The organism is Candidatus Darwinibacter acetoxidans (assembly GCF_041936445.1).
In the GTDB taxonomy this organism is placed as follows: domain Bacteria; phylum Bacillota; class Limnochordia; order Darwinibacteriales; family Darwinibacteriaceae; genus DTU010.
The window spans coordinates 1-25,818 of record NZ_JBHGXH010000195.1; the positions used below are offsets into that span (position 1 = coordinate 1).

The 25,818-nt window shown below is 59.9% G+C and carries 29 protein-coding genes and 1 tRNA gene; 5 read left to right on the forward strand and 25 right to left on the reverse strand.

Going from position 1 to position 25,818, the window contains the following annotated elements; genetic code table 11:
- Window positions 1–179: 179 nt before the first annotated feature.
- Window positions 180–707 carry a DUF4256 domain-containing protein gene (locus ACE4YL_RS07260; RefSeq protein WP_461358088.1) on the reverse strand — a complete coding sequence of 176 codons (528 nt, stop codon included), beginning with the start codon at window positions 705–707 and terminating at the stop codon, window positions 180–182.
- Window positions 708–777: 70 nt separating this feature from the next.
- The gene (locus tag ACE4YL_RS07265; protein WP_461358087.1) at window positions 778–2,295 is read right to left on the reverse strand and encodes a bifunctional metallophosphatase/5'-nucleotidase; all 1,518 of its coding nucleotides are present in this window, start codon (window positions 2,293–2,295) and stop codon (window positions 778–780) included.
- A gap of 167 nt (window positions 2,296–2,462) precedes the next feature.
- Here ACE4YL_RS07265 and ACE4YL_RS07270 point away from each other — a divergent pair, with 167 nt between their 5' ends.
- From ACE4YL_RS07270 to ACE4YL_RS07280, 3 genes are all read left to right on the forward strand, one after another.
- Entirely contained in the window at window positions 2,463–3,344 is an 882-nt protein-coding gene (locus tag ACE4YL_RS07270) for a DUF4097 family beta strand repeat-containing protein (protein ID WP_461365217.1), read from the forward strand.
- Window positions 3,345–3,362: 18 nt separating this feature from the next.
- Complete coding sequence (locus ACE4YL_RS07275; protein WP_461358085.1) at window positions 3,363–3,845, forward strand: DUF6249 domain-containing protein; 483 nt, start codon at window positions 3,363–3,365, stop codon at window positions 3,843–3,845.
- A gap of 189 nt (window positions 3,846–4,034) precedes the next feature.
- On the forward strand, window positions 4,035–4,517 hold the full coding sequence (locus ACE4YL_RS07280) for a hypothetical protein (RefSeq protein ID WP_461358084.1): 483 nt from the start codon (window positions 4,035–4,037) through the stop codon (window positions 4,515–4,517).
- 1 nt (window position 4,518) lies between these two features.
- Here the strand turns inward: ACE4YL_RS07280 and ACE4YL_RS07285 are convergent, their stop codons facing one another.
- From ACE4YL_RS07285 to ACE4YL_RS07325, 9 genes are all read right to left on the reverse strand, one after another.
- Window positions 4,519–4,896, reverse strand: coding sequence for a DUF1694 domain-containing protein (locus ACE4YL_RS07285; RefSeq protein ID WP_461358083.1), 378 nt, complete (start codon window positions 4,894–4,896; stop codon window positions 4,519–4,521).
- A gap of 54 nt (window positions 4,897–4,950) precedes the next feature.
- A tRNA-Leu gene (locus ACE4YL_RS07290) sits at window positions 4,951–5,038 on the reverse strand.
- A gap of 27 nt (window positions 5,039–5,065) precedes the next feature.
- Window positions 5,066–5,989, reverse strand: a complete 924-nt coding sequence (locus ACE4YL_RS07295) for a Ppx/GppA phosphatase family protein (RefSeq protein WP_461358082.1) — start codon at window positions 5,987–5,989, stop codon at window positions 5,066–5,068.
- Window positions 5,986–6,516: a DUF501 domain-containing protein gene (locus ACE4YL_RS07300; protein ID WP_461358081.1), complete on the reverse strand. Its 531-nt coding sequence runs from the start codon at window positions 6,514–6,516 to the stop codon at window positions 5,986–5,988. The genes ACE4YL_RS07295 and ACE4YL_RS07300 overlap by 4 nt, the downstream gene beginning before the upstream one ends.
- Before the next feature lie 100 nt (window positions 6,517–6,616).
- Window positions 6,617–7,012 (reverse strand): S1 RNA-binding domain-containing protein, encoded by a 396-nt coding sequence (locus ACE4YL_RS07305; RefSeq protein ID WP_461358080.1) that lies wholly within the window; start codon window positions 7,010–7,012, stop codon window positions 6,617–6,619.
- Window positions 7,013–7,146: 134 nt separating this feature from the next.
- A complete protein-coding gene (ftsL, locus tag ACE4YL_RS07310; protein WP_461358079.1) occupies window positions 7,147–7,452 on the reverse strand; it encodes a cell division protein FtsL in 306 nt (101 codons plus the stop codon).
- Window positions 7,453–7,515: 63 nt separating this feature from the next.
- A complete protein-coding gene (yabQ, locus tag ACE4YL_RS07315) occupies window positions 7,516–7,986 on the reverse strand; it encodes a spore cortex biosynthesis protein YabQ (protein ID WP_461358078.1) in 471 nt (156 codons plus the stop codon).
- A gap of 18 nt (window positions 7,987–8,004) precedes the next feature.
- The gene (gene yabP / locus ACE4YL_RS07320) at window positions 8,005–8,289 is read right to left on the reverse strand and encodes a sporulation protein YabP (RefSeq protein ID WP_461360050.1); all 285 of its coding nucleotides are present in this window, start codon (window positions 8,287–8,289) and stop codon (window positions 8,005–8,007) included.
- Window positions 8,290–8,367: 78 nt separating this feature from the next.
- Window positions 8,368–9,324, reverse strand: a complete 957-nt coding sequence (locus tag ACE4YL_RS07325; RefSeq protein ID WP_461358076.1) for a SpoIID/LytB domain-containing protein — start codon at window positions 9,322–9,324, stop codon at window positions 8,368–8,370.
- Window positions 9,325–9,494: 170 nt separating this feature from the next.
- Between ACE4YL_RS07325 and ACE4YL_RS07330 the strand changes: the two genes are divergently transcribed.
- Both ACE4YL_RS07330 and mazG read left to right on the forward strand, forming a co-directional pair.
- Window positions 9,495–9,773 carry an HU family DNA-binding protein gene (locus ACE4YL_RS07330; protein WP_461358075.1) on the forward strand — a complete coding sequence of 93 codons (279 nt, stop codon included), beginning with the start codon at window positions 9,495–9,497 and terminating at the stop codon, window positions 9,771–9,773.
- Between the two features lie 76 nt (window positions 9,774–9,849).
- Window positions 9,850–10,638: a nucleoside triphosphate pyrophosphohydrolase gene (mazG, locus tag ACE4YL_RS07335; RefSeq protein ID WP_461358074.1), complete on the forward strand. Its 789-nt coding sequence runs from the start codon at window positions 9,850–9,852 to the stop codon at window positions 10,636–10,638.
- Here the strand turns inward: mazG and ACE4YL_RS07340 are convergent.
- From ACE4YL_RS07340 to ACE4YL_RS07405, 14 genes are all read right to left on the reverse strand, one after another.
- The gene (locus ACE4YL_RS07340; RefSeq protein WP_461358073.1) at window positions 10,611–12,206 is read right to left on the reverse strand and encodes a putative polysaccharide biosynthesis protein; all 1,596 of its coding nucleotides are present in this window, start codon (window positions 12,204–12,206) and stop codon (window positions 10,611–10,613) included. The genes mazG and ACE4YL_RS07340 overlap by 28 nt on opposite strands.
- A 73-nt stretch (window positions 12,207–12,279) precedes the next feature.
- Window positions 12,280–12,813, reverse strand: a complete 534-nt coding sequence (spoVT, locus tag ACE4YL_RS07345) for a stage V sporulation protein T (RefSeq protein WP_461358089.1) — start codon at window positions 12,811–12,813, stop codon at window positions 12,280–12,282.
- A gap of 58 nt (window positions 12,814–12,871) precedes the next feature.
- On the reverse strand, window positions 12,872–16,378 hold the full coding sequence (gene mfd / locus ACE4YL_RS07350; protein WP_461365218.1) for a transcription-repair coupling factor: 3,507 nt from the start codon (window positions 16,376–16,378) through the stop codon (window positions 12,872–12,874).
- Window positions 16,379–16,397: 19 nt separating this feature from the next.
- The gene (pth, locus tag ACE4YL_RS07355; RefSeq protein ID WP_461358071.1) at window positions 16,398–16,976 is read right to left on the reverse strand and encodes an aminoacyl-tRNA hydrolase; all 579 of its coding nucleotides are present in this window, start codon (window positions 16,974–16,976) and stop codon (window positions 16,398–16,400) included.
- A gap of 83 nt (window positions 16,977–17,059) precedes the next feature.
- Window positions 17,060–17,695, reverse strand: a complete 636-nt coding sequence (locus ACE4YL_RS07360; RefSeq protein ID WP_461358070.1) for a 50S ribosomal protein L25 — start codon at window positions 17,693–17,695, stop codon at window positions 17,060–17,062.
- 53 nt (window positions 17,696–17,748) lie between these two features.
- A complete protein-coding gene (locus tag ACE4YL_RS07365) occupies window positions 17,749–18,696 on the reverse strand; it encodes a ribose-phosphate diphosphokinase (protein WP_461358069.1) in 948 nt (315 codons plus the stop codon).
- Between the two features lie 20 nt (window positions 18,697–18,716).
- Window positions 18,717–19,721 carry a bifunctional UDP-N-acetylglucosamine diphosphorylase/glucosamine-1-phosphate N-acetyltransferase GlmU gene (locus ACE4YL_RS07370; protein ID WP_461358068.1) on the reverse strand — a complete coding sequence of 335 codons (1,005 nt, stop codon included), beginning with the start codon at window positions 19,719–19,721 and terminating at the stop codon, window positions 18,717–18,719.
- 15 nt (window positions 19,722–19,736) lie between these two features.
- Complete coding sequence (locus ACE4YL_RS07375; protein ID WP_461358067.1) at window positions 19,737–20,510, reverse strand: NTP transferase domain-containing protein; 774 nt, start codon at window positions 20,508–20,510, stop codon at window positions 19,737–19,739.
- A complete protein-coding gene (gene ispE / locus ACE4YL_RS07380) occupies window positions 20,507–21,391 on the reverse strand; it encodes a 4-(cytidine 5'-diphospho)-2-C-methyl-D-erythritol kinase (RefSeq protein WP_461358066.1) in 885 nt (294 codons plus the stop codon). Before ispE ends, ACE4YL_RS07375 begins: the two co-directional genes overlap by 4 nt.
- A 56-nt stretch (window positions 21,392–21,447) precedes the next feature.
- Complete coding sequence (locus ACE4YL_RS07385) at window positions 21,448–21,885, reverse strand: DMT family transporter (protein WP_461358065.1); 438 nt, start codon at window positions 21,883–21,885, stop codon at window positions 21,448–21,450.
- Between the two features lie 92 nt (window positions 21,886–21,977).
- A complete protein-coding gene (locus ACE4YL_RS07390) occupies window positions 21,978–23,558 on the reverse strand; it encodes a DUF3794 and LysM peptidoglycan-binding domain-containing protein (protein WP_461358064.1) in 1,581 nt (526 codons plus the stop codon).
- 74 nt (window positions 23,559–23,632) lie between these two features.
- On the reverse strand, window positions 23,633–24,880 hold the full coding sequence (locus ACE4YL_RS07395) for a peptidoglycan-binding protein (RefSeq protein ID WP_461358063.1): 1,248 nt from the start codon (window positions 24,878–24,880) through the stop codon (window positions 23,633–23,635).
- 79 nt (window positions 24,881–24,959) lie between these two features.
- Window positions 24,960–25,235, reverse strand: a complete 276-nt coding sequence (locus tag ACE4YL_RS07400) for a Veg family protein (protein WP_461360049.1) — start codon at window positions 25,233–25,235, stop codon at window positions 24,960–24,962.
- A gap of 112 nt (window positions 25,236–25,347) precedes the next feature.
- The gene (locus ACE4YL_RS07405; RefSeq protein ID WP_461358061.1) at window positions 25,348–25,815 is read right to left on the reverse strand and encodes a ribonuclease H-like YkuK family protein; all 468 of its coding nucleotides are present in this window, start codon (window positions 25,813–25,815) and stop codon (window positions 25,348–25,350) included.
- Between the last annotated feature and the right edge of the window lie 3 nt (window positions 25,816–25,818).

Genomic DNA, 25,818 nt, shown 5'->3' on the forward strand with positions numbered 1-25,818 from the left:
ATCCAGGTGTTTTCCTTTTCTTCTTCTTCTGGTACAATGAACGTAGCTCATGGCTCCTCCCTGAACAATGATTTGGTTTTGCACCCTTACATTGTATCAGAGAGCCGTGAGCTTTTCTTTCACTTAATTCTACAAGTTGCCAATGCGCCCTACCCAAGATGGTGAGCAGTGCGCGGGGCTCACACCCTCACTAGGCCCCGGAAGCCCCGGGAGCTGTAGAACGAACCGGCGCTGTTGTGGTAGATAAAGGTACGGCCGTAGCGGTGATCGCCAAAGAGGGCGCCCCCTAGTTTTCTCACATCCTCCGGCGCCTTCACCCAGCTGGAGGTCTTGGTATCGAAGGGGCCCAGCTGCTGCAGGGCAATATACTGCTCTTCATCCAGGAGCTCCACCCCCATCTGCCGGGCCATGTCCAGAACATTCCCCTTGGGTGCAACTCCCTTCTTTTCCCTTTGGGCCTGCGCCTCGCCATCGTAGCAGAGGCCCCGCCGGCCAGTAGGGCTTTCTTTGGAGCAGTCGCAGAAGAGGTACCTGCCCTGTTCATCCTGGCCGATCACATCTGGCTCTCCCCCCGTTTCCTCCATCGCCTTTAGAACTTGGAGCTTTTCGGGATTGGCCTCCAGCCTAGCCCGCACATCCTCCCAGTTCAGGCCAGGATGGCGGTGCATATTCCCCTCAAACCGTCTCTGCAGAACTTCCATGAGCATCTTGCTTTCTCCCCTTCTGCTTAGATGAAAAAGGGCCGCCCTGAGGCAGCCCTGTTTTTCCCATGTCTTTCTACTCGAGGATAATGATCCGTCCGCCTTCCGGCTCCTGCAGAGTCCCTTGCTGCAGGACGTAGTCCACCATGACATCCCTGAGCATGATGCCAGTGTCGGCCACCAGCTTAGCGTTCATGAAGGTCTCGTATCCATCGCCGCCGGCAGCCAGGAAGTCATTGGTGGCCACCGTGTAGGTCTTGCTGGGGCTGATCCTCTCGCCGTTCACCCGGACGTTGATCACCCTGCCGCCGGGCTGGGCCTTGGGATCCACTTCAAAGGTCAGGCCGGAAACCTGGAGGAAACCGCCGTTCTGCTCCGGCACGAGGCGGACCGAGTGCTCCAGAGCTTCGATGATGTCCATGCCCAGCATTTCCACCACAACCAAGCTGTTGTCGAAGGGCAGTACGTTGTAGATGTCGGCCACCGTGATATCGCCGGGGTTGATGCTGGCCCGAATGCCGCCACCGTTGGTTACGGCGATATCGCTGCCCACAGCCTCCCGGATCACATCGGCAACCAGGTTGCCCAGATTGGTCTCGGAGGTGCGGACAAACTCGCGCTCGCCGTTCCAGGCCACATCGCTGCGGCCCACAACCGTGCCCAAGCGCTCCTGCAGCTGCTCATTCCAGTAATCGATGATGGCCCTGACCTGCGGGTGCTCGGGAACTTCCGCGGTTACCGGGATCAGGAAGGCGTTGTAATTGGTGATCTTGCCATCTTCCACGTTCAGGTAGAGGAAACCCAAATTGTTGGCGTATTCATGCGCCTGAACGATGATCACGCCGTTGACCTCCGTGGCCTCCTTCAGCTCGGTATGGCTGTGGCCGCCCACGATGATATCCAGTTCAGGCACGGCCTCGGCCAGTTCAATGTCCTTGCTGTAGCCAAGGTGGCTCAAGGCGATCAGAACATCCACCTTCGGGCGAACCCTCTGGGCCACCATCTTGGCAACGGAGATGGGCTCATGGAAAACTAAACCCTCTACATTCTTGGGATGGGTCACAATGGGAGTTTCTTCAGCCACTAGACCTATGATACCTACTTTGACGCCTCCGATCTCCTGGATCAGGGCACTGGCGCCGGTAAACAGCGAACCGTCTTTGTAGGTGACGTTGGCAGCCAAAACGGGGAACTTAGCGTCCCGGATGCGCTGGCCCAGAACTTCCTGCCCGTAGTTGAACTCATGGTTGCCTGGGACAAAGGCGTTGTAACCCATGAGGTTCATCACTTCGATGGAGGGCAATCCGCCAAAGAGGTTGTCGATGTTCATGCCGTGGATGGCATCGCCCCCATCCAGGAGGAGGACCTTATCCGCACCATAGAGCCCCCTAATCTCGTCCACCAGTGTTGCCAGGCGCACCCTGCCACCTTGTACCTCTTCCGCTTCCGCGGGCAGGTGGGACTCCAAGCGGGAGTGTACGTCGTTGTTGTGCAGAATCACCAGCTCCGCAGCCCACAGGGGCAGGCTGACTGTTAACAAGGCAATCAAAACAGAAACAAGCACAAGCCTAGACTTACTGAATCTGCTCCTCATACCATCGCCTCCCAGAGTTAATGTGTGGAGAAGTTATTCTACACTTTTCTTGGCAAACCCTCCATATTGGTTAAACTTCGTTAGTAAATTGGTCCCTGGCAAAAGGACAATCCGCCTGGTTTATGGAAATGATCGAACAAGGTTTTCTGGAAAGGAGGGACGGATTTATGCGTAAGCTAGCCATCACCATCACCACCCTCCTGCTCTGTGCAGTAACGGCCCTGATGCTGATGAGCGTGGGGGTTATCCCGGTGCCCGAGGCCTTCCGCAGGCCTGTTGAGCAACCAGCTGCACTGCCTGCTGCCCACCACAGCACTCTGCACGAAAGCACTAAGTATTCAGCGGAGGGCAAGCCCCGGCTCGTGATAGATAATCCCCGGGGGAACATTCTGGTGAGGGGCGCGGCTGTGGAGCAGGTGGAGATCACCATGTTCGTGGAGGCCAGTGCCCACACGGCACAGAGGGCCCAGGAGATTCTGGACGGCATTTCCCTAGCCGTTACTACTCTGGAGGAAGAAAACCGCCTGCTGGTGAGCATGCCCCGCCTGGAGCCCGATGAGCAGGCCCGGGCTGATCTGACCATCTGGGTTCCCGGGGAAATGGATCTGGAGCTACGCCTGGGACTGGGTAATGTGCAGGTGACCAGCATCCAAGGAGAGCTCCAAGCCTACACCCACCTGGGCGACATCGATCTGCAGGACTACGAGGGCAGTGCCCATTTAGAAACGCACTTAGGAGATATTCACGTTGACTCATCCCGCTTTACAGAAAAGCTCACGGCCATTTCCCACCTTGGGAATATCAACATCGCCGCCAGCCTGGCCCAAAGCAGCGTGCTAGAAACCGCCCTTGGCGATCTGCACCTGCATCTTCCAGCGGATGAATCATATCTATTAGAAGGAACGGTGGAGCTAGGCAGCATCCACATCGGTGTTCCCTTCGACGGCGAGCAGCACGAGCACAGCGTACAGGGCACTATCGGCCAAGGCGAGCGGCGCGGTTCCATCTCGGCAAGGTTAGCGCTGGGTTCGTTTAGCGTAACAAAATAAAGAATGGGGGAGATTGCTGTGACCAACTACTCACTGGTTTCCATGGCCATGTGGCTGCCCATCATCCTCACCGCCCTGGCGGTAATCCTCGCCATCACACTGCGCTGGTTCAGCTACAAGGAGCGCATGGCCCTCATCGCCCGCGGTTTTGATCCGGACGCGGAGAAAACCCCGGAAGAGAAGCTCAAAATGCTTCTGGCTGCCGGTATCATCATGGGCTTAGTAGGTCTGGCCGTGACCATCGCCCTGCTCACCATCGGGATTGGCATCTGGCTGCTGTTTGGACTCCTGCCCCTCTTCTTGGGCTTAGCCCTGGTACTCACGGCCCTGATCCTGCGGCCTGGAAAGCCTAAGGCGGCCAAGGACGAAAAGCCTGCCGAACCCCAGGCAGCCGCCTGGACCCAAGAGGCCGTGGTGGTGGAGGCAGAAGAAGAGGAACCGCAAGAAGAGGAAGAGGAAGCGGTAGAAGAGGAAGAAGACGAAGAGGATTTGCCCTTCTAGAGTCAAGGGCCTTTCCGGACCCCTGTGTCCCATAATCCATGGGCGCGGGGGTTTTGCTTTTGGACGTGCCTTTGAGCCCAAACAGCAAGAAGTGAGCAAGCAAAAGCCCAAGGCCGACTTCGCAGGTGTTACCGGGAAAGCGATCGGCCGGGTCTCCATTCAAGGAAAGCCCCCGGTGGAGAAGTAAGCGTGGAGATTATTTACAGCGGGTACATCCCCGAGACAATCCGAACGGATGAAAACGGCAAGTTCAAGATTCCCCTGGAGGCGTATGATCTGCTTCACGAGTACACAATTATGGCATCTCCGAAGGCAGCTTTTGTGCCCGACATCGACCTGTACAGCTGCGGCCTCAGCCTGAAAAAGCCCACCTCTGGGGAAAAGATCTCAAGTTATCCGTACGAGGTGGAGATCAACCCCTGTGGCAGGAACGTAAACGTCCAGTATTACTGTCTCGATTTTGCCACAGTTGGTGGCTGCAACCTGGGTTACAGTGAGAAGTTCACCGGAACAACCTTCTATCGGCAGGGATGCGCATTGGCACGTAATGGCTTACTTCGTACAAGATGGCTGCCGTATATGGATGATAACGGACCGCGGACACTCCGGCCGGCTGAAATCAGTAAAAGGTGCTTCTCCTCAGCGGTAGAGCACCCTTGTTCAACAGTCTGATCTATTCTTCCGCATACAGCTCGGGAATGTCCACCGCATCCGCGGCCACCAAAGCCGCGGCCACCTCGCCCACGAAGTCGGGGTTGGAGACGATGGTGAAGTCTACCCCGCGCCGTCGCGCCTCCGCGATCAGGGGCATGGCCGTCCCCCGGGCTGCATCGTGGATAAGCAGCTCCACCCCCCGGGGATCCTGGAGGGCTTCCACCATGACCTGGAGCCCTGCCTTGGTGCGCAGCTGCTCGAAGGTTACAGCCTGAATGACCCGCTCGCGAAAAGAGCCTAAGTAACGCCGCTTTTCCTCAGGCCTTAACTCTGGGGCGCCGTGAATGCCTACTGCCACAGTTTTTTCCAGTTCGTTCTTGTCTTTCCAACGCCTCACCGCTGATCCCCCCAAAAGAGAAAAGACACCTCGCTAGGTGCCCGGCTCATGCTCTGGTGCCGGGAGAGGGACTCGAACCCTCACGGGCTCAAAAGCCCAACGGATTTTAAGTCCGTAGCGTCTGCCATTCCGCCACCCCGGCTCATTTACAGAGAACATTATACGCTATTTAGCTTCCCCCGTCAACCGGCAGTGCCAGCGTGGCGTGGAGCAGGTCCCAGGCGCTGACATACAGCGCGCTGAACCCCAGGAGCTGGGCGGCCTGCACCAAGATGGCCGCTCCGCTGATGATCACATCTTCCCGTCCAGCCTGCATCCCCTGGATCCCCCGACGCTCCTCCAGGCTTAGTCTGCTCAGCCTGCCGTAGGCTTCCTTCAGCTCCGCCAGGGAAAAGCGTACGCCTGTCACCTTTGCATCGCTGTATTCTGCCAAATTCTGCATGATGGCCGCGAGGCACGTGGCGGTCCCCCCCACCGCGATGAGCGTCCTGGGCCCGTAAGCCCGCACCTGTTCCACCAGGGGAGCCAGGATGCGCCGTACTTCTTCCTCCAGGGCCCGCTGCTCGTCCTGGAGCAGGGGGTGGCTAGTGATGAAGCGCTCCAGCATGCGCACCGCCCCCACCTGGCTGCTGCCCCCACCCAGGAGCTCGCCCTGGGCCGTACCTGTAAGGATCTCGGTGCTGCCGCCCCCCACATCCACCACCGCGATGGGTTCCGGCAGCCCCAGGTGGCCCACGGACAACACCGCCCCGGCGAAGGACAGCTCAGCCTCCCTGGAGCCGGAGAGGATCTCCAGGGGAAAACCTAAGCGCTCCTCCACCAAACGGGCAAATTCCTGTCCGTTTTGGGCATCCCGCACGGCGCTGGTGGCAAAGGCCGAAACCGGAATGCCGGGTGGGATCAAAGCCTTCAGCTCTGCCAAGGCGGCCAGGGTCCGCTCTATGGCCCCCGGGCTCAGCCGGCCGGCAGCATCCACACCTTGGCCCAGGCGGACAATGCGCACCTGCTTGAGCACAGGTTTCAGGCCCTGGGCGCTGCGCTCCGCCACCAGCAGCCGCACAGAATTGGTTCCCACATCTATGGCTGCCTTCATTTTTCGTACTCCCTGCATTCGGCATCCGGGCAAAACCAGGGCTTCTGCAGCAGCTCCAGCGTCTCCGCACCGATGGCGTTTTCGCCCCGGGCCAGGTAATCCGCGGCGTGGGTGTGCAGGCACTTCACGCCCTGGGGGCTGCGGATACCCCCCACTCCGCTGGTGGCCAGAACCTGGTAGCGCTCTGGATATTCCTCCTTGAGGCGCCGGCGCACATCCCGGTGAACCAAAGCGAGCCTCTCCCGGGCGTAGCTCTCGTGGGTCGCGGCCATGGCCGCGGCGAACTGCGGATCGCCGGCCAGGCGCGCCTCAAAATGGGCAATCAGCCCTTCACTTTCCAGCGCCGAGATTTCCCGGCACAGATAGGGGCAGGTCAGCCAGTACAGCGTGGGGAAAATCTCCAGGTCAGAAGCGAGGGCCGAAACCGGCCTGTTGACAATCACCTGGGGAAAGCCCCACCGGCAGGTGGTCTTCACCTCCAAGACGCCCCTGGGTTCCCGGCCGATCTGCTCTTTGATGATGTTCAAAACCGCCTTGCTTGGCTTTTCATACTTCAGAAGATCACTTCCCAGACAAAAACACCCCCACATGGAGGTGCTTGTTGTTGATTACCAGTGAAACCCGATCTTACCTCGCGCCCCTGCCTCCCCGCTTTGAATCTTGACTTTTCTTCAGTGCTGACAGCCTCTCATCACTGTCTCGCAGAAAACGCATGAGCCGTTCCTCAAAATCGGCTGAACTGCTGGCCCTCCTGCGGGAAGCGCGGCGATCACGGTCACGAGATGAATGCTGAGGATTTGCCTGTTTGATGGAAAGCCCAATCTTGCCATCGCTCACATTAATGACCTTCACTTTGACGATGTCGTTTTCGTTGAGATAGTCCTTAATGTCTTTTACGTAGGCATCAGCAACTTCAGAAATGTGGACCAAACCGGTTTGTCCATTGGAAAGCTCCACGAAAGCCCCGAAACTGGTGATCCCCGTGACCTTTCCTTCGACAATGCTGCCGACATCAATTGACATACGTTAAAAAATTCCTCCTCTTGGATTTTGCCGCTGCAGGGCACTCGGCTTAACTGTCATTATACATTATTGGCATTTTTGTGTCAATAAAGCTGTCTTCCTGAGCACGCTCTCCATGGGCAGTGGTGCGGTTTTCACTCCTCGGCAGATTCCGAAAGCCTGTACACAATTTCCCCGGGTTTCACCAGCCCCAGCTGCTCCCGGGCAATCTTCTCCACATTTTCGGGGGAAAGCCACTCCTCGATCTCCCGCTCCAGATCCTGGTTGCGCATCTCCAGGACCGCGATGCGCCTCTGCAGAGACTCGATCTCCCGCCGCAGCTTGAAATTGGCCACAGCATTCCTGGCAAACCCAAAACCTATCCAGAGAATCAAAGCCAAGAGCAGAACACGCCCCACATTCAGCCGCACTTTCTTGCGCTTCGTCACTTCACGGGCCATGCCGATTACCTCCTGGGTATTTCATTCACCCTCCCGTGAAGTTTTCCTGCCAGTCTTTGGTTTTCATCTTCGCCAGCGCAGTCTGGGGCGGATTTTCCACAGCCGCCCCGTCCGCGGCCGCGCTTTGGCCCTGTAGGCGTAGTGGAAGCGCACCTCCTGGTAGACCTGGATGGGCAGGGAACCGAGCCAGACCACACAGGTGGCAAAGGCATTGAGCACCCGCCGGATCAGGTCAACGAGCCATAAGAGGAAGGAAATAACCAGGCCGCTCAAGATCAGGCGGTAAAAGAAAAGGCCCAGGGCCAGGCCGATCACCACATAACCCCGCAGCTCTCCCCAGTTGGCCAAGATGAGATACAGCACCAGAACCGGGGTGACCACGGCCCAAAAGAGCAGATCCAAAATGGGGGTGGCGATAAACCCAGGGCGGAGCAGCCCCCTGATCACCCGGAAGAAATCGAAAAACAGCCCCAAGTTCACCCCAGCCAGGAGGATAATGCCAAAGGCGTAGAGCTGAGAGGCCAAAGGTTCCATCAGCACACCTCCCTGACCTCAGCGGAACAGCCTGGCCAAAAACCCCCTGCTCTTCTTGCCGAGGGAATCCCCCAGATACTCCACGGATTGGATGTAGCCCCGCACCAAGAGGCTCCCCTTTTCCAAGTTGAGCTCCTGGATGTGCAGATCTTCTCCCTGGACCACCAGCCCGCCCAGCTCCGTTTCCAACACTATTTCCTGATCATCAAAGCTCTCCACGTGGATCACTCCGTCCAGGGTGAGCCGCTCCCGTTCCGCCAAAATGAGCTGATGGCGCATGTTGTTCAGCCTTCTGTCGTCCACCTGCCTTACCTCCCAGGCGGGCTGTGGTTGCGCCCGCATCTTCCTGCACCATTCTATGCTTGGGGGAGGCAGGTTAGACTACTCATAGATCTTGCGGATGGTCACGCCCTCAAAGAAGGTCTGCACGATCTCCTCGGGGCTTTTACCCTCCTTGGCCAGCATAAAGGCGTCCCACTGGCTGAGGCCCACGCCGTGGCCGTAACCGGTGCCGCTGATGCGCAGCACCCCATCTTGGAAGCTGAACTCCCGCACCAGGGTGGATTTCATCTTGGTGGAATCCACCGCCAGCCTAAACTCTGGACCGGTCATCTCCTGCTCGCCCTGGCTGCCCTTGACCATGAGCCTGGTGATGCGCTCGGTGGGACCCCGCTCCAGAATCTCAACTCCGGTGATCTCCCCCACGTTCACTCCTCTTTGAGCCAGAAGGTTCCTTAGCTCCCCGGCGGAGTACTCCACCTCCCAGGCCTTCACCTCTTCCGGGGCGTACTCGTTTTCCGGCAGGCGCACGCTCTTGGTGAAAGGCGGCTCTTCTTCCTGGTAATCCAGTCCCTCCTTAGCCCGGGCGGTGATGCCGCCGGAATAGGCGTGGAACCAGCCCCGCACGTAGCGGTTGTCGTAGGTCATCACCTGGCCCCTGGTCATTTCCACCCCCCGCCTGATCTCGGCGGTGATGGCCGCGGGGTTGTAAGCCTGGGTTTCCTCGATGGAGGTGGACACATCGGCACCGTATTTATCCTTCACCCCGCCCTGGGAGACAAAGTCCATGGTAAAACTGCGCGCGAAGATGGCCTGGGCGGCGTAGGCATTCACCGGCCAGTCGGGGAACATCTCCCCGGCCACCACCCCCATCAGGTACTCCTCCAGCTTCATCTGCTTGATCTCTCCGGTCTCGTTCACATACACGGTGAGGGTGGGCTCTTCCTCCAGCTCCCGCACGATATTGCTGTCATCGCCGGACCAGCTGATCAGCATCACCACACTGGCGATGGCCACCAGCACCAAACCCAGCACCACCACCTGGTTTTTCCTTGCCATGGGAGGTCCTCCTTAGGTTTTTCCTTAGTTTCACCCAAAAGGGGGGCTAAAATCGCTTGTAATGGGGGGTTAAACTCAAAGAATGTGGGGAAAATATTACCACTGCGGCAGGAAAACTCGAATAATCCTAGAAATAAGGGGTATATTTCCACCCTAAAGGAGGTCTACTTGTGAACAAAGCTGAGTTGATCGCCAGTGTTGCCGAGAAGTCCGGCATGACCAAAAAGGCAGCGGGTGATGCAGTAGAGGCAGTATTTGCCGCAATCTCTGAAGCTCTGGCCAAAGAAGAAAAGGTCACCATCGTCGGGTTCGGTACGTTCGAAGTGCGGGCTCGCCAAGCACGCAAGGGAGTAAACCCCTCCACGGGCGAAGAGATTATGATCCCGGCCACGAAGGTTCCTGCCTTCAAACCTGGCAAATCTCTCCGCGAAGCAGTTGCCCCTAAGTAAAGGAATTGCCAGCCCCTTAGGCGGGGAGTACCCCCTTCTAGGGGGTTTTCTCTGTTTTTAGGAAAGGAGTTCAGCCATGTCCTGGTCTAACCTAGTTAACATCGTAGCCAAACTGCGCTCCCCTGAAGGGTGCCCCTGGGACCGGGCGCAGACCCATACCAGTCTCAAGCGCTTTTTACTGGAAGAAGCCTATGAGCTCTTGGAAGCCATCGATGCAGGCGATCCCCAAGCCATGAAGGATGAGCTGGGGGATGTCCTCCTGCAGGTGCTGCTCCACGCCCAGATCGCCGCGGAAAACGGACAGTTCTCCATGGACGATGTGATCACTAACCTCAGCGAGAAGCTGGTGCGCCGCCATCCCCACGTCTTCGGCCAGGTTTCAGCGGAGACGCCAGAGGAAGTGATGGTGAACTGGGAGGCCATCAAGCGGCGGGAAAAGGCGGGCAGCCAGCGCACCTCAGTTCTGGATGGGGTGCCCAAGGAGCTGCCGGCGCTGATGCGCGCGGAAAAAATCCAGAAGAAGGCGGCCAAGGTGGGCTTTGACTGGGACCACACCTGGGAAGTTGTGGAAAAGGTCAAAGAGGAGTTCAAAGAGCTGGAAGAGGCCGCAGCCGCGGGCCAGCAGGCAGAGCTGGAAGAGGAACTGGGCGATCTGCTCTTTGCCGTAGTCAACTTAGCCCGCTTCATCAAGGTGGACCCGGAGTTCGCCTTGCAGAAGGCCACAGCCAAGTTTATCGAGCGCTTCCATCTTTTGGAAAGCTATGCACAGGAGGCAGACCTGGATTTAGCTGAACTGGATCTGGACGGCCTCAACGAGCTCTGGGACCGGGCCAAGGATCATCTGCGCAGAAAACCCCAGGCCTGAAGGCGCGCGCCCAAAGCATCGCCGATACCGGGAAGCAGGGCCACATCCCGCCGCCGCAGGCTGCCCCAGATCATCAGGAGGAGAAAATAGAGTACGAAGCTGAAGGCCAGGGGGCCCAAGGTGGCCGGGGCGGCGGGGAGAAAGCGGGCCAGGGTGTCCTGGAGCAGGTACAGCAAGGCCGCGGTGCCGCCGGCAGCCAGAGCGGGTAACAACACCCCGTGGCGCCAGTTGAGCACGCTGCCCACCCGGCGGTACACGGAGATCAGGTTGAGGGCTGCCACCAGCGCCCAGCTCAAGGCGGTGCTCCAGGCGGCTCCCAAAATGCCCATCTGGGGACTACCCACCAACAGGTAGTTGAGGGCGAATTTGAGCAGCACCCCCGCGCTCAAATTCCGTACGGGGACGCCCATGGCTCCCAAGCCCTGCAGCACACCTGTGGTGGCTTGAATTATGCCCAGGGTGACGGTGCCGAAGGCCAAAATGCGCAGGGGCTCAGCCACCTGGCTGTAGCCGAAGAGCACCTGGGAGATGGGTGCCGCCAGCACAAACAGGGCGGTGCAGGATGGAACCCCGAAAATCAAAGCCATGCGCAGCGCCTCTTCCGCCCGGTGGCGCACGAGCCCCTCCCGGGCCAGAGCCTTGGCTTCCGACACGGCCGGCACCAGGCTTGTGGCCAGGGCCACGGTGACCACGTTGGGAAACTGGGCCAAGGTCAAAGCCATGCCCAAATGGCCCAGGCCCTCCCGAATTGCCGCGGGCCCGAAGCCCGCGGCCTGCAGGCGCAGGGGCACAAGCAAACTGTCCGCGAGCTGCATCACCGGCCAGAGGATGGTGGCCACAACTGCCGGGACGGCCAGGGCAATGAGGCGGGCGGCCAGGCTGCCCACGGATTCAGGCCGCGCCGGGGCCGCCCCTTTCAGCTCCGCCAGAAGCCGGCGGCCTGGGCCCAGATAGGCTCCGGCCAGGACCAGCCAGCCGGTGAGCTCTCCCAAGATGAAGGCCGCGGCCACGCCCATCACCGCGAACTCCAGGCCCCGGGGCCGCAGGTAAAGGCTGAGGGCAATGGTGGCGCAAACCCGCACCACCTGGTCCGCCACCTGGGAGATGGCGGTGGGGGTCATGTACTGCAGCCCCTGAAAAAAGCCCCGGAAGCCGGCGCTCAAGGCCAGAAAGAAGCAGGCCGGGCCCAGGGCCACCAGGATGGGGATGACACCCGGGTCCTTGGCCAGCACCGCGGCAAACCAGGGCGCGCCCAGAATCAAAGCCAGGGCCACAGCCCCGCCGCTGAGCAGCAAAAGAAGCAGACCCGTGCGGAAGGTGCGCTGCACCTCCCAGGCCTGCCCCAGTGCCGCTTTTTCCGCGCTGAGCTTGGCCACAGCCACCGGCATGCCGCCGATGGCCACCACCGCTGCGAAGTAATGAATGGGCTTAACCAGCTGGTAAAGGCCCATCCCCTGATCCGAGATCAAGCGGGGCAGCGCGATCATGTAGACTAAGCCGATGAGGCGGTTCAAGGCGCTGGCCGCCGCCAGGATGGCCGCACCACGCAAAAAAGACTCCTTGGTCATAGGCCGCTCTTCCCTTCCTACTCATGCTTACGCCTGGGACTGGCGGCTTATGAGGAGTCCTTCCGCTTTCTTTTTACTGCTCCATCTGTTTGGCCAGGAAGCCCGCGGCGGTCTCCACCAGTTTGAGTTCTAATTCGCCCATCTGGCGGTTGGTTTCGTTAGTACCTAGGATAACGGCCCCGATAGGATCCCCTTCTGCAATGATGGGAGCTATAGCCTGCATGGCAAAATCCCACACTTCATCCTCCGGATGTTCTCCTTGGCGAATGGTCATGCTGCGCCTGGACTCCATAGCCTTTTCCACCACAGCCACCACAGGGCGGTCTATCCACTGCTTCTTCGGCCCTCCCGAAATGGCCACCACAGCATCCCGGTCTGTGATTATGGCCACATGGCCCGTTGTTTCGTACAGCGAATCTGAATACTCCTGGGCAAAATCCCCCAGCTCGCCAATGGGAGAATACTTCTTGAGGATTACCTCGCCATCTCTATCTACAAAGATCTCTAAGGGATCGCCTTCCCGGATCCGCAACGTTCGCCTGATTTCTTTGGGGATGACTACGCGACCCAGATCGTCAATGCGTCGTACTATGCCCGTTGCCTTCAACGTCACACCCCTTTTCCCAGGATTAAGTTACGGTTAGTATAAGCGCAGGTTACCACTTTTATTCATGGGCCATCTCCCCCAGCACCTGCGTAAGCAGTGCCAGGGCCTGTTCGTCCCCCTTCAGTTTTTCCACCTGCAGCTGACCGCCCCGGGCATGGCGGTAGGAGATCTTCCCCACGTACTTCTGATGCAGCGCCGCGTACTTGTGCACATCGATACCCCGCCCCTCCAGGAAGCGGAGCTCGAACTTGCTTTGGCGCACCGTGATGCTCTCCAGACCCACCTCCCGGGCTAAGATCTTAATGCGCACGCTCTGCAGCAGATTGCGCGCCGCCGGGGGGAGATCGCCAAAGCGATCCTGGATTTCCTCCTCCAGATCATCGCACTGCTCCAGGGAAGAGAGGTTAGCAATCCTCTGATACAGCTCCACCTTCTGGGCCGGATCGGGCACGTAGGCGTCGTCCAGGTAGGCATCGACCTTGAGATCGAGGAAGGGATCGGGCACCTGGGGTTTCTCCTGGCCCTTCAGCTCCTGGATGGCCTCTTCGAGCAGGCGGCAGTAGAGCTCAAAACCCACGGAGGCGATGAACCCGTGCTGCTCCGGGCCCAGGAGGTTGCCGGCACCCCGGATTTCCAGGTCCCGCATGGCGATGCGGATGCCGGAACCCAGTTCGGTGAACTCCTTGATGGCGGAAAGGCGCTTTTCCGCATCTTCCGTGAGCACCTTGTCCTTGCGGTGGGTGAAATAGGCGTAGGCCACCCGGTTGGTACGCCCCACCCGCCCCCTGAGCTGGTAGAGCTGGGCCAGGCCCAGCTGGTCCGCATCGTCCACGATGAGGGTGTTCACATTGCCGATGTCCATCCCCGTTTCGATGATGGTGGTGCAGAGCAGGATGTCGAATTCACCGTTATAAAAATCCAGCATGACCCGTTCCAGAACCGACTCATCCATCTGGCCGTGGGCGATGGCGATCCTGGCCTCGGGCACCATCCTCTGCAGCTCGGAGTAGACATGCTCGATGGACTGCACCCGGTTGTGCACGAAATAGACCTGACCCTGCCGGGCCAGCTCCCTGAGGATGGCCTGGCGGATCAGCTGCTCATCGTACTCCACCACATAGGTGCGCACCGGGTAGCGGTCCTCCGGGGGCGTTTCGATCACGCTCATATCCCTTACCCCCACCATGGCCATGTGCAGGGTGCGGGGGATGGGCGTTGCCGACAGCGTCAAGACATCCACGTTGCGGGCGATTTCCTTCAGCCTTTCCTTTTGAGCCACCCCGAAACGCTGCTCTTCATCGACGATCACCAGGCCCAGATCCTTAAACACCACATCTCTTGACAAAAGCCGGTGGGTGCCGATGAGCACATCCACCGTTCCGGTCTTGGCGCCCTTGAGCACCTTGGCGATCTCCTTTGGCGTCTGGAAGCGGCTCACCACCGCCACGTTCACCGGGAATCCCTCAAAGCGCTCCTCAAAGGTGCGCTGGTGCTGCTGGGCCAGGATGGTGGTGGGAACCAAAACCGCCACCTGCTTGCCGCCCATCACCGCCTTGAAGGCGGCCCGGATGGCCACCTCGGTCTTGCCGTAGCCCACATCGCCGCAGAGCAGCCGGTCCATGGGCCGGGACTTTTCCATATCCCGCTTGACCGCTTCGATGGCCTGGATCTGGTCGGGGGTCTCCTGGTAGGGGAAGGAGTTCTCCAGCTCCCGCTGCCAGGGGGTGTCCGGGGGAAAGGCAAAACCGGGTGCGGCTTCCCGCTCGGCATAGAGTTTGAGCAGGCCTTCCGCCATCTCCTGCACCGATTCCTTAGCCCGCTTTTTCACCCGGTTCCACTCATTGCCCCCCAGTTTGCTCAGGCGCGGGGCGCCCTCATCCAGGCCCACGTAGCGCTGGAGCAAGTGGATCTGATCCACAGGCACATAGAGCCGGTCCTGTCCGGCATAGCGGATATACAGATAGTCCTTGCGGCGCCCGTCCACCTCCAGCTGTTCGATGCCCATGTACTGGCCGATGCCGTGGTTGATGTGGACCACGTAGTCCCCTTCCCGCAGCTCGTGGGGGGCGATGCGCAGTCCCTCTTCCACCTTCGGGGCCCGGGCCTTTTTGCGGGGGCGGCCGTAGAGCTCCAGCTCGGTGATGACGCTGAGTTTGAAGGCGGGGAATTCAAAGCCCGTTTCCAAGCTCCCGGTGGTGATCACGCAGTTGCCCACCTGCAGCTCCTTACCCAGCTGATCCACGTACACCGCGGGGATCTCTTCCTCCCGGAGCAGTTCCAAAATGCGCTGTCCCCGTTCTTTAGTGGAAACCAGGATCAGGATGCGGTAGTGATCCCGGCGCAGCTGCTGCACCCGGCGCAGCATGCGCTCGATTTTGCCCCCGAAGTGCTCGGGCATGCGCAGGCTCAAGGGCGTCGAGGAGAGGGTCTCCATCCCGCTCACCCGCTTGCCCAGGGTGGAAAGGTGAACGGGCCGGTAAGTCTGGAACTTGGCCCAAAGGGAGTTCCAGTCCCAGTAAAGATCCGCCAGGCTGCTCAGGATGCGCCCCTTCCTTAAGAGCTGGCTGAAATGCTCGCCGATCTCCATGGAAGCCCCCACCGCGGCTTCCTTGAGGCGCACCGGCTCATCCAATACCAACAGGGTATCCCCTGGCAGGTACTCCAAGAGGGAAACTACCTGTCCGAAGTACACTTTGTACTGGTCCATGCCGGGGAAATAGCGCTGCTGATCGAAGGCCTCCAGGTGGCGGGCGATGCGGGCCAGAAGCTCATCCGCTTCGTCCATAAGCTTCAGCCGGTGCAGGCGCTCGCTCTGGCGCTGCGCCGCCTCCCAGATGGCATCTTTAACCCGGCCCAGTTGCTCCAGATCATAGAGAGTCTCCCGGGCAGGTTTGATCACAACTTCCTTCATATTCTCCAGGGACCGCTGGCTGGCGAAGTCGAAACTGCGCAGGGAATCCACTTCATCGCCGAAGAGCTCAATGCGCACGGGCTGGGGCAGGTGGAAGGGAGCCACATCCAAGATCCCGCCGCGGATGGAGAACTGGCCCCAGTTTTCCACCATGGCTACCCGCTCATAGCCCAGGTTCACCAGCAGCTCCGCGGTCTCATCCAGATCTAAGCGGGAGCCCCACTTTATTGAAAATTCTGAATTCCGCATGCGTTCCGGAGCCACCAGCCCCTCCAAGAGGGCCGCGATGGATGTTAGTATGATTGTTCCCGGTTTGCTTCCTTCCTGCAGTACCGCAAGGCGCGCCGCCCGCAGATCCAGAGCGGTGGGGGCCTCCTCATGGGGCATGAGCTCCTTTGCTTCCCAAACCAGCACCCTGCTTGTGGGAAGCAGCGTCTGGAGGTCCTGGGCCAGTTTCTCAGCCTGACTCTGGTTCCCCGTCACCACCAGCATCACCCGGCTGGGGTCGTAGATGGTCCCGAGCAACACGGAGCGCTGGCTGCCGGATAAGCCGGTGATGATCTGCCCTCTGCCCTGTCCAGACCGGATGTTTTGACCAATGAGGCTAAGCTCCCTGCTCTGGCGCATGAGTTCCACTAAGCTCTGTAGCGACAAGGTGCTTCCCCCTCTTCGGTCATGGTTCGCTTGTCTGCCTCCGGTTATACTGGTTCATGGCCGCTTGGACACCCTCCTTCAGCCACAGTTCCACGGCCTCCGCCGCCCTTTGGCAGGCCTCTTCCAGCATTTTAGTTTCTGCCTCATCAATAACCTGCAATACGTACGCAGCTGCATCCAGATGCTCCGGCGGCGATCCGATCCCGATGCGCACCCGGGGAAAGGCGCCGGACTGCAGATGGTCGATGATGTTGGCCACCCCCCGGTGCCCTCCCGCGCTTCCGGAAGGCCTCACCCGGAGCAAACCCGGAGCCAGATCCAGATCGTCATAGATCACCAGGAGATCAGCGGGATCAAGCTGGTAAAACCTCACCAGGTCACCCACTGCCTCCCCGCTGCGGTTCATGAAGGTCTGGGGCTTGACCAGCAGCACCTGTTCGGTTAAAAAACGGCCTTCCCCCACCTTGGACCCAAACTTGTGCTTGGTTAGGGGAATGCCCCACTTTTCACTCAACAGGTCCACAACCCAGAAACCCAAATTATGCCTTGTCCTGGCGTAGCGCAGCCCCGGGTTGCCTAAACCCACCACTACCTTCAATTTGTTCCCCCCTAAAGAGAGGATCAGAAGAAACGCACAGTGGCGGAAGGCACTGTGCGTATCCCTCTCTTTTCAGCTACAGACTAAGCTTCTCCTCCGCCTTCTTCAGCCGCTTCGGCCCCTGGTTCAGCTTCCTCAGCCTCTTCAGGTTCGGCCTCTTCAGCGGCCCCTGCCGCCCGCGGCACGCTTACCTTCACCACGAGCTCTTCGGGACCGCCCAGGGCTTCCACGCCTTCAGGCAGCGCCAGCTCCCCCACGGTCAGGCCCTGATCCAGCTCCAGGCCGCTCACATCCACGTCGATATGGCCGGGGATGTCGGTGGGCAGACAGAGCACAGGCAGCTCCCAGAGGTACGTCTCCACCACGCCGCCATCGCTGGGGCGCTGTTCTTCGCCTACAACGCGAATGGGCACGGTGACCTCCAGCTTCTTGCTGAGATCCACTGCGTAGAAATCCACATGGAGCAGCGTCCCCCGGAAGGGATGGCGGTGCACTTCCTTCGCAATTACCGTCTTTTTACCATCCCCCAGCTGCAGATCGATCAAGCTGGCGGGATCGGCCAGCGCCTTTTCCACCTCGCGCGCGGCCACCTGGATATGGGTAGCATCCTGACCAAAACCATAGACTACCGCGGGAATTTTCCCTTCACTCCGGAGCTTGCGGTTGTAGCTTTTCCCGGTCTGGGTCCTTTCTTCCACGGCCAGTTGATAGTTTGCCATTGTACTGCTCCCTCCTTTACACCGCTTTATCATACCATTCTTGTCAGTTACAGTCAAACGAACAGGTGGCTCACGGGCCGCTCCTCGTAGATGCGGCGGATGGCTTCGGCAAAGAGGGGCGCCACGGACAGGACGGTCAGTTTAGGAAACTGCTTCTCCGGCGGAAGGTGGATGCTGTCGGTAACAACTACTTCCTTCAAGGGGCTGTCCTGGAGGATCTGCGGCGCAGGATGGGAGAACACAGCATGGGTGCAGCAGGCGTACACTTCCACCGCGCCCTTTTCCATGAGGGCCTTAGCCGCATTGACTATTGTTCCCCCGGTATCGATCATATCATCTAAAAGGATGGCGGTCTTGCCCGCGACTTCGCCGATGATGTTCATCACTTCCGCCAGGTTAGGCCTGGGCCTGCGCTTATCCACAATCGCGATCTGGCAGTTCAAGCGGTCCGCGAGCTCCCGGGCCCGCACCACTCCGCCCACATCGGGGGAGACCACGATCACATCCTGCAGGTTTTTCTGCTTCAGGTATTCGGTAATGATGGGAATGGCCTTGAGATTGTCCACGGGGATGTCAAAAAAGCCCTGAATCTGCCCGGCGTGGAGGTCGAGGGTAACCACCCGGTCGGCGCCGGCGGCGGTGATCAAGTTGGCCAGAAGCTTTGCCGCAATGGGGTCGCGGGGCTGGGTCTTGCGATCCTGCCGGGCGTAGGCGAAGTAGGGGACGACTGCACAGATCTCCCGGGCGGATGCCCGCCGCATGGCATCGATCATGATCAGAAGTTCCATAATGTGCTCCGCGGAAGGGTAGTTCAAAGGCTGGACGATAAACACCTCCGCTCCCCGCACCGTCTCCACGTTTCTTAAGCGGATCTCTCCGTCCTGAAAGCGCAGGAGCTCCGACTGGCCCAGTTGAATGCCTAAGCAGCTGCAGATGTCCTTGGCCAGCTCTTGATTGGCATTCCCCGAAAACACTTTCATTCTTTTACCACACTCCGTCACTTTACAGCCCCCCAAAGGATTTACTTAGATAGAAAGGAAAACGGCAGGATACGCTCGGCTTGGCCCACGGTCCTGTCCACCACAACCGCATACTCCAGCACCGCGCCGCTGGGAATCACTGCCCCGGACAGCCGGCAGTAAGGGCCGATCACACAGTTCTCCCCGATCTTGCTCCCCTTTTGGATCAGACACCCAGGATAAAGCACCGTATCTTGACCTATTTCACAGTCCCACTCGATCCAGGTGGAAGCGGGGTCGATGATGGTCACTCCCCGCTCCTGCCAGTGGCGGCAGATCCGGTCCCGCAAGATGGCCTCCGCCTCCGCGAGCTGCCGGCGGTCGTTGATACCCAAACTTTCCGCCGGATCAGCAAGGACAAAGCCGGCCACCTTGTGCCCGTCGGCCAGCATGGGCGGCAGCACGTCGGGGAGGTAATACTCGGCCTGCGCGTTATCGGGGGTGATCTGGGTTAGATAATGGAAGAGCAATTTACTTTGGAACAGATAAGTTCCGGTATTGATCTCCTGGATCAGACGCTGCTCCGGCGAGGCATCCTTATGCTCCACCACACCCAACACCTGGTTGTTTTCATCCCGCAAAATCCGCCCGTAGCCGGTGGGATCGGTAAAATGCGCGGTGACAATCGTGGCAGCCGCCTGCTCCTTGAGGTGATACTCCAAGAGCTGCCTGAAGGTTTCGCTCCTGAACAGGGGGGTATCGCCGTAGGTGACCAGCACGGGCCCGTCGAAGGCGCGCAAAGCGTCCCGGCATTGATCCACCGCGTGCCCCGTGCCCAGCTGCTCCTCCTGCTCCACCACCACCACATCCCGGTCCAGTACTGCCCGGACGGCTTCCCCCTGGAAGCCCACGACCACAATGATCGGCTCAAACTGGGCCAGGCGCACATTGCGTACCGCATGGTTCACCAGCTCCAGGCCTGCCAAGGGGTGCAGCACCTTCGCCAGCTGGGATTTCATGCGCGTGCCTTGTCCCGCAGCCAGGATGATTGCCGCTGCTTCAGCCATGTTCAACCTCCAGTGTTAGGCTTCTTTGCCCTGCACAGGCTCCAGGGCTTTTCTCACCAGCTGCAAATCGCTGGGCTTATCCACATCGGTGCCCAGTTCCGGATAGGGCGAGATGATGAACACGCCCTTGTAGCCCAGGATGGAACTGGCCCTCTTTTCCAGCTCGCCCATGGACAGCTGCTTGGCAAGGAACTTAAGAATGAAAACAAACCCGAGCATGCGCACGAGCTTCCAGGGCTTCTTGCGCTGGGAAAACACATCATCCATCACCCAGCGGGAGTTGATGATCGCCTGCGGGCTGGCTAAAATCAAGTTGCCCCCGGTGAAACAGCCCTCTTTGAGGGTGAAGTAGGTGCGCTGCGATTCCGGAAACATCTGTTCATTGGCTTCCTTGGAAATGAGGGGGTAGTACACATCCCCCTGAAGATCGCCGCAGCGCTCTAAAAAGTCATCGATGGCCTCGGCATGGACCAGGGGAATGTCTGAAGTGATGAGCAGCACCTTGTTCTTTTTCTCCAGGCGATCCATGGCCAAAAAGATGTTCTCCTGGAGACTGTTTCCGTTTTGCACAAAGGTAACGCCGGGCGGCAGCGCATCTCTGATTTCCAGCGGTCCCACCACAACCGTCCTGGCCACGTGCTGCGAGTTCTGCAGAGCCTCCACCACGTAATTGACCATCTGTTTGCCGTGGATGGGAATGGCCGCTTCCCACTTGGCAGCATCCGCTTCCTGCAGCTGACCGCTATTTGGAGCTCCCGCCAAAACTACGGCATCCACTTTCATGTTCATCGGTCTCCTCCGTCGATTTCCTCCACTCCCACATCCGTCAGCTCCACCACAAAGATCTCGGCCTGGCCTGCAAAGCGCTCCTGAAAGCCTAGGGCCCGGTCCGGGGCGCTAAAAATACCCACAACGCTGGGCCCGCTGCCGCTCATGAGCGCGCCGTGCGCGCCCTGGGCCAAAAGGCGCTCCTTCCACAAAACCACTTCCGGGACCAGCGCCTCGGTCACCGTTTCCAGGACGTTCCCCAAAACCCCCGCCAGTTCCGGCAGGCCCCGGCCCTGCTGGAGCAGCTGGCGCAGTTCCGCGGTGAACCTGGTGCCGTGGACTGCGGGCTGCAGCCTTCGATACACCTCGGCAGTGGACACAGCCGCACCTGGCTTCACCAGCACCAAGCTGGCCCGGGGAAAAGCAGCCAGAGCCTGGACCCTCTCCCCGATGCCCTGCACCAGACAGGTCCCCCCCTGCAGGCAGAAGGGCACATCTGCACCTACCTGCAGGCCGATCTCCTGGAGCTGGGCCAAACTGAGCTTGGCCCCGTATATTCTATGCAACCCGTGGAGAACTGCGGCAGCATCGGCGCTGGCTCCTCCCAAACCTGCGGCCAGGGGAATTCTTTTGTGGATGTAAATTTCGACACCGCCCTCCAGCCCGGTGAAGCCTGCAAAGGCGGTGAAAGCACGCCAGCACGTGTTATGCTCATCCAGGGGCAGCTCGGGATGATCGCTGCGGATGATAGTACCCTGGGGCCTCCTCTTTAGGGTGATCGTATCCGCCAGGGAAACGGACTGCATCACGCTTTCCAAGAGATGATAGCCATCGGGGCGGCGCCCCACCACATCTAAAGTGAGGTTGACTTTGGCGTAGGCCCGCAGGGAAATCTGGTCCATGGTCTGCCTCCTGTCCTAGCTTTATTTCCGCACTGAGCAGAAAATTCCTCCTGCCCTCATCGGGACAATAACAGCCAGGCGCCGGCGGCCATGAGCAGGATGCCCAGCCCCTTCCAGAGGCTGAAGGGTACCTGTTCTACACCGAACCAGCCGAAGTAATCCACCACCGCCGCGGTGATCACCTGCCCCAAAATGATCGCGGTGGTGGCATTGGCCACCCCGGCCTGGGCTATGGCGGAAACCACTAGATAGACAATGGCCACTCCCAAAAGGCCCCCCAGGTAGGTGTACCAGGGAGCCTTCCCGTAATTGAGCAGGCTGCCCCGGCCCAGCCCCACAAGGAGCAGGGCTCCACCGGAGATGGAGCCCACCACCTGCACGATGAAAGTTGCCTCCAACAGCCCCACGGCCTTGCCCAGCGCGGAGTTGAGCGACCCCTGCAGGGCCATGAGTATCCCAGAGAGAGCTGCCATCAAAAGCGCCAGCACATCCATCCCCCCTGCCCTCTCGCTAGGGGTAGTATGCCCGGCAAAAGAAAAATGGACCCCAGAGAGGTCCATTGCATCGGCAGCGCCCGCCGCCCTTCTTACCTGGGAATACAGAGGTGTTCGCCGGGCTGCGGCTCCGCCTCCCCATCCTGCAGGCTGGGGTTGACCCGGCGGATCGCTTCTTCCGTGGTGTGGTAGCGCCTGGCCAGCTTCCAGACGGTATCGCCACTTTGCACAAAGACAAAGGTCAAGGTGGGCGGATCCTCCGGCAGGGGCTCCACATCCACCGCCTCCACCACCGCTTCCACCTCCAGGTATTCCAAGACCTCCACCCGGTAGCGGAGGGTGACCGCGGCTTCCAGAGTCTCCCGGTTGATCAAATCAGGCCGGGCCGCCACCACCTCCAGCTCTATGCGGGGCTGCATGCCCAGCTCCAAACCTGGCACCGCCAGGGTCTGGGAAACGGGCAGCGCCTCCGGCAAATACCCGCGGAAGAGGGGTTTGATATCTTCCTCTGAATGGGCCAGGTAGAAGATCTCCACATCCAGCACGCCTTCAATGGTCAGCTTATCTTCTTCCACATCATAGTCGGTGAGGTGAGCCGCGGCCCGGCACTTGAGGATCTCCCGCATGGGCGGATTGTTCTCGCCCAGCTCAATCAAACCCCGGACCACCGCCTGCTGCTCCTTCTGGCTCACGAAGCTGTCCGCGGCCAGCAGTTCCTTGCGGGTTTCCACCATCCCCCCGGGTGCCGAGATTTCGGTCAGCACCTGCACCGCCTGGGGCTTTTTGGCCAGGAGCACACCTCCCAGGCCCAGTTCCACCCTGAGGCTGCGGCCGTCGTTGACCACAAAGCCTTCGCAGCGGCTCTCCAGGCGAGGTTCCAGCGTCATGCCGGGTTCCAGCCCAGGGTGCGTGAAGTTCAGCTCAAAGGCCAGCACCTGGTTGAACTCCCGGGCCTTAACCGTGAAGTTTTCGGTTTCGTAGAGGAGGCTCAGGGCCGCCCAGCCCCGAACTTCCATCTCCCCATCCTTGAAGGCGGGCTCTTCCAGCTTGACCTGGGCCTCCAGGTCCAAAACGGTGCGCACCAGATCGTCCTCGTCCAGGTCGAATTCCAGCATGCCGGTGACCTGCTTCGCCACCTGGAGCTCCACAGGCGGGGGCACTGGAGTGAGCACCACCCCATCTGTGGTTAGTTTGACTGGTTTGGCCAGGTTGGCACTGCTGATGGCCTTAAGTTCCCGGACCTGATCCACGGTGGCGGTCACGGCTAGGATGAGATCCACATCCACCGAGAACTGCCCCGGGGCCAGCTCCCACTCGCAGGCCAGGACAGCCAACTTGACCTTGACCAGGGCCTCCGGCTCCGCACCGAGCACTTCCACATGGGCATCAAAGGGGAGGGCACCAGGCCATTCCACCCGCTTCAGCCCCGCCGGTTCGTCCCCCAGCGTCTCGGGGGCATAGACCATGGTCAGATCCACCGCTCCCTGTACATAGACCCGGTCTTGATCCGGGGCAGCGGAATGCAAAACGGGAACGCCCTTTACCCACACTATCCTGCCGACGGGAGCTGCGGTGCTGGGCAGGTCGACCTTGCCCTGGAGGACTGTCTGCAGCGTGTTTTCCCCCACGCGATTCACCGCCGCGATGCGGTTTTCTTTTACACTGAGGCTCATCTCTCTCCCCCTTTTTTGCCGTAGGCTTCCGCCAACTTTCCTTAATATCTATGAGAACAGCCCGCAAAACATGTCTATTGCCCGCAAATATTCAGGGCGGCGGTGCGGAAATGGGAGCGCAGTGTCTCCCAGATCCTGGGGTCTTCCAGGCCCAGACCATCCAGGATCACCCCTGCCAGGTTGCGCTGGTTGATCAAGCGGCAGAGCTCGGCCAAGGCTGTCTGCTGGGGAAGATGGATTTCATGGCGCGCCCCCCGGCTGTGGAAGCTGTAGTGCAGGTCGCCCTGCTCGCCCCGCTTCAGCCGGGCTCCCCGGCGCAAAGCCTTAGAAAGGGCCTTCTGGTGGGAGAGCTCCGTGCAGCGCAGGCCCTCCGGCCCCAGCTCCCATTCCACCGCGTAGACCGGCACATCCAGCAGGATTTTCCAGGAGTGGACCGCCTTGAGTACAGCGGGCAGCTCCGCTTGGAGGGGTTCCAGGGCCACCAGGGGGCCGGGCTCTTCTGGCCGGGCCAGGCGGAGCACCACCCGGTCGGCCACCTCGTTCACCTGGGCGTAATCAACCCCGCCCCAGATGGTCCAAGGGGGGATGCCGGACCCCAGCTCCACCCAGAGCATGGCCCGGCGGCCCAGGGCCCGCTTCAGGCCTTGGAGGAGTTTCAAATAGCGGACTCCGTCAAGCTGGGCAATTGCCCGCCAGGGGAGATAGAGCCCGCAGGCCCCGGGAACCTGCTCAAGGGCGGCCAGGAAAAGCTCAGCCGCCTTTTTGCGGCGCTTAGGAGTCTGCAGAGCCCGGTGGATGTGCATCACATCCCACTCCAGCTCCTGGGGGCGGAGCAGGCAGGGCAGCTCCAGCGGAGCCTGGGGAGGCTGGCAGCAGATCACCCCGGTCAGGGGCAGTCCCCCCCGCTCCGGCTGGGAGCCGCCGCGGCAGATCCCCCACACTTCCCGATCAAAAAAGACCAGGCGCTGGCCTGGATAGATGCCCTGGGCGGCAAAGCGGCCGAAGGCTTCGGTACCCACTCCGTACCGTGCGGCAATGTCTGCCAAGTCCTCCTGGGGCTGGACCACGTGAACCCGCCGGCGGATGGGCAGGTCTTCCTTGAGGACTAAAGCAAAAAAACGCCTGCCGGCAATGCCATCGGCGGCCAAACCGTGGTCCCGCTGGAACTGCCGCACCGCGTCCTTAGTCAGGTATCCGTAGTGTGTTTCCTCGCCCAGATCATAGCCCTGGCGGCGCAGGAAGGCATGGAGCTCCCGCACATCCGGGCCCCGGCAGCCCAAACGCAGGATGCGGCTGCCCAGGCGCCTTTTCAGCTGCCACAACTCCCCCACCCCCTTCAGTGATGTTTATGAAGGGGGCAAAGAAAAAAGCACCGCAACCGGTGCCTTGGGCTGTATTTATCTATTCATTGGCGGCTGAGTTCTGTCCGATTACACAATCACCGACAGTGACTTCCACTGTCTTGGTCAAAACATCGGCATAGGTGTAGGACAAACGGTCCAGGGAGTGGGAATCGTCGAGCTTGACCACGAAGAGCTTGGGGTAGGTGTTCTCGATGATGCCCTCCGCCTCCACGATCTTCTTTCTGCCCCGGTTGGCCCGGAGTTTGACCCGTTTGCCCACACATGACTCTAAATCCAGCCTGATCCGCTGGATACTGTTCACTTCCCCAGCCACCTCGGTCACCGCCTTCTCGCATTTTGTCGAATTCATTGTACCACAAATGCAGGCGGTTGTCAATAAACGAATATTGTACCAAGGCTCCAGGCCCATGTCAAGGGGGGAACATTTATTTTGTATAACGATCTGCCACGCTGGAGGCTCCGTAGGAGTCGGGTTTGACCTTGCACAGGAAGCCGGAGCCGTTCACCATGCACACAACTTCCTTCACCAAAGACTTCGTGGCACCGTTGCTGCCCACATCCAGGTGGATCTCCATGTCGAACTCGTGCCCCGACTCCGCCAGTTTCTCCGCGAGGCGGGAAGCTACGCTCAGGCTCAAGGAAGCTTCAAAGAAGATCCTCTGCCGCAAGGCGCGCACATGGTCTTCATAGCTGCGGGTGTAGAAAAAGCGGCCTCCCTTGCCCAAGCGGTGGACGATGAGCGCGGTGACAAAGCAGGTGCCGTCCCGGATCTGGGAATCAGTCCCCACTATGAGTCGATAGCTGTCATCGGGGCTTTCGGCTGCATAGGCCATGATGTCGGCAAATACTTCTTCAAAGGAAAGGCGTCCTTTCGTGGGGCTGATGAACTCCACTGT